The sequence below is a fragment of the Kitasatospora putterlickiae genome, assembly GCF_039527695.1.
In the GTDB taxonomy this organism is placed as follows: Bacteria; Actinomycetota; Actinomycetes; order Streptomycetales; family Streptomycetaceae; genus Kitasatospora; species Kitasatospora putterlickiae.
The window spans coordinates 48,807-51,406 of the sequence record NZ_BAAAKJ010000132.1 but is presented as its reverse complement, the minus strand read 5'-3'; the positions used below and the strand labels follow the sequence as shown (position 1 = coordinate 51,406).

Sequence of the window (2,600 nt, the reverse complement as noted above, 5' to 3'; positions counted from 1 at the left end):
CCGTCGGCGCCGCCCGGCCAGCCGCCGCCCAGCAGCCCACCGAGGAGCAGCTCAGGGCGGCCCTGCTGACCGCCGCCGAACTCGGTCCCGATTTCACCGAGATCCCGCTGGACAGCGAGAGCCCCTCGCCCGAGGCCGGCGCCAGTGCCAGTGCCAGTGCCACTGCCAGTGCCAGTCCCAGCGCCGGTCCCAGTGCCGGCGCCTCGCCGCTGGCCGGCTGCGACGCCCTGTACGCCCTGCTCAACGGAGAGGTGACCGAGGAACTGCCCACCGGCGCCCAGGGCCCCTACCAGGAGGTCCAGTTCGAGGGCCAGGGCGGCTACCCGTGGATCGCCGAGTACCTCAGCGGGGAGGATCCCGGGAAACTGGACGCCGAACTCGCCACCGTCGACTCGGCGTTCACCGATTGCCACAGCATCGACCTCACCAGTGACGACGGCCAGAAGGTGACCTTCTCCGTCGAGCGGGTCGCCCTCGGCGACCGCCAGGGCGCTCCGGCCGTCCGCATCGCCGGCGCCATCGCCGGCGTCCCGCTCTACGGCTACCTCGGGATCGAACGCCTCGGTGCCGACGTCGCGCTCGGCTACTGGTACTTCCTGCGGGGCGCGGACGACGCCGAGGGCGCCTCCGTCTACTACCGGGCGGCCGTCGCCAAGGCCGAACGCTCCCTCGAAGTCGTGGCCGGTTCCACCACCGCCCCGGGCACGGCCGCCTGAGCGCGGCCAGGCCCGGGACGGCCCGGGGTCAGCGCAGCGACCACTGCTGGTAGGCGCTGCCGTTGCACTCCCACATGTTCACCTGACGCCGGCTGCCGTCGCCCGACAGCCAGTCCTGCAGGCACAGGCCGGTCGCCTTGTTCTTCATGGTGACCGCGTTGACGCCGGCCGGGATCAGCTCCCAGCGCTGGGTGTCGGCGCCGGAGCACTGGCGCTGGATGACGCTGCTGTAGGTGTTCAGCGTGGTCGGTTCGAGACAGAGGAACGAGCTCTGCACCCGGATCTCGCTCCCGCCGACGGCGGCGTCGTCCGTCCAGAACCGCTGGTTCGAGGCGTTCTTGCAGCTGAACTCCTGGAGCATCGCGCCCTCGGCGTTGGAGGCGCCCTGGATGTCGAGGCACTTGCCCTGGAGGACATTGGCGTAGCCGTGCAGCACCGGAGCGGCCTGCGCGGGGGTGGCCAGCGTGGCCGCGGCGGCCAGCAGGGTGCCGGCGACGACGCCGGAGCGGACGACGGACTGACGGGTGAATCGCATGATGGGACGCACTCCTCACCGAAGGATCGGGACGCCGCGGTGGGGCGCCCTCGGCGGTCAGTCTCACGAACCGGGCTCGATCGTCCCAAGACCCTTCGAGGTCCATCGAATTCGGGCGGCGCAATGTCCGGGGCGTGCCACGAACCGGTCAGAGCCGGGCAACACGCCCGGCGCGCGTGAACGTTCCGTCTACGGTGGGCTTGCGGCGCCCGGGGCCGCAGGGATCGGTGGGGGCGAGTCCGGGATGTCGCCGCACCCCGCCGGGAGGCCGACGGAAGGGACCGGATTGCTGCGTATCCACTTCACCCACGACGACCTGACCAGGGTCCGGATCGCGCGGGCACCCGACCCGCTCGCCGAGACGGTCCTGAGCCTGTCGCTGGTACAGGCCCGTGACGTGGGGGGAGTGGCCCTGGAGGGGTGGCGCAGCAGGACCCGCAAACGCGTGCGCCCCGAACTGGGCGTGCTGTTCGACCTCGCGACGCCCGCCGGGGCGACGGAGGCGCCGGAGGCGTTCCTGCACGCCGCCACCGACAGCCTGCCGGACAGCCTGGACCACACCTGGTCGCTGTCGCGCCGGCGGTGGGCGGCGGACCTGACGGTCCTGGAGTTCCTGCGGCCGAGGACGCCCCGTTGGGTGCGGGAGCTGCACGGCGGCTCCCGCGAGTGGCGGGGGGTCGTCGACCGCAGGCTGCGCGAGTACCACGCGTTCGCGGTCGCCCCGTACTGGTCGCAGCTGATGGCCGCCGCGCACACCGACCGGACCGCGCGGGCGCTGGCGACGGCCGACGCCGGGCTGGACGGCCTGCTCGGCTCGCTGCACCCCGACATCCACTGGGCGGCGCCGGTGCTGTCGGTGCCCTGCCCGCTGGAGGCCGATGTGTACCTGAGGGGGACCGGGATCCTGCTCGTGCCGACGTTCTTCTGGCCCGAGCCGATGGCCATGACGGACAACCGGGGACCGGAGCACCCGCTGGTGCTCCACTACCCGCTGGCCCGTGACCTCGCCACCTACCGGACCGTCTGGGCCGCGGCCGCCGCCGACGAACCGGGCGGCGGGCTCGTCGCGCTGCTCGGCGGCACCCGCGCCCGGATCCTGCGGGCGGCGGCCGAGCCGGCGGGCACCGCCGAACTCGCCCGTCGCACCGGAACCTCCGCCGCGACCGCCAGCCACCACGCCACCGTGCTGCGCGCCGCCGGGCTGCTCACCACCGAGCGCACCGGCACCGGCGTCCGCCACGCGCTGACCCTCCTCGGCCAGGCCCTCCTCGACGACCGCCCGCCCACCGAACCCCGCCCCTGACATCCCGCCCCTGACACCCCGCCGCCGGGGCCGCGCCGCAACGGGC

Annotated in this window: 3 protein-coding genes; 2 read left to right on the top strand and 1 reads right to left on the bottom strand. The window is 73.8% G+C overall.

Annotated elements, in window-relative coordinates; translation table 11 throughout:
- The coding region (locus ABD308_RS14265) for a hypothetical protein (RefSeq protein WP_344333494.1) at positions 1–716 on the top strand (716 nt) is incomplete at its 5' end.
- A gap of 28 nt (positions 717–744) precedes the next feature.
- Here ABD308_RS14265 and ABD308_RS14260 read toward each other — a convergent pair.
- On the bottom strand, positions 745–1,251 hold the full coding sequence (locus ABD308_RS14260) for an RICIN domain-containing protein (RefSeq protein ID WP_344333493.1): 507 nt from the start codon (positions 1,249–1,251) through the stop codon (positions 745–747).
- 286 nt (positions 1,252–1,537) lie between these two features.
- Here ABD308_RS14260 and ABD308_RS14255 point away from each other — a divergent pair, with 286 nt between their 5' ends.
- The gene (locus tag ABD308_RS14255; protein ID WP_344333491.1) at positions 1,538–2,554 is read left to right on the top strand and encodes an ArsR/SmtB family transcription factor; all 1,017 of its coding nucleotides are present in this window, start codon (positions 1,538–1,540) and stop codon (positions 2,552–2,554) included.
- The last annotated feature ends 46 nt before the right edge of the window (positions 2,555–2,600 follow it).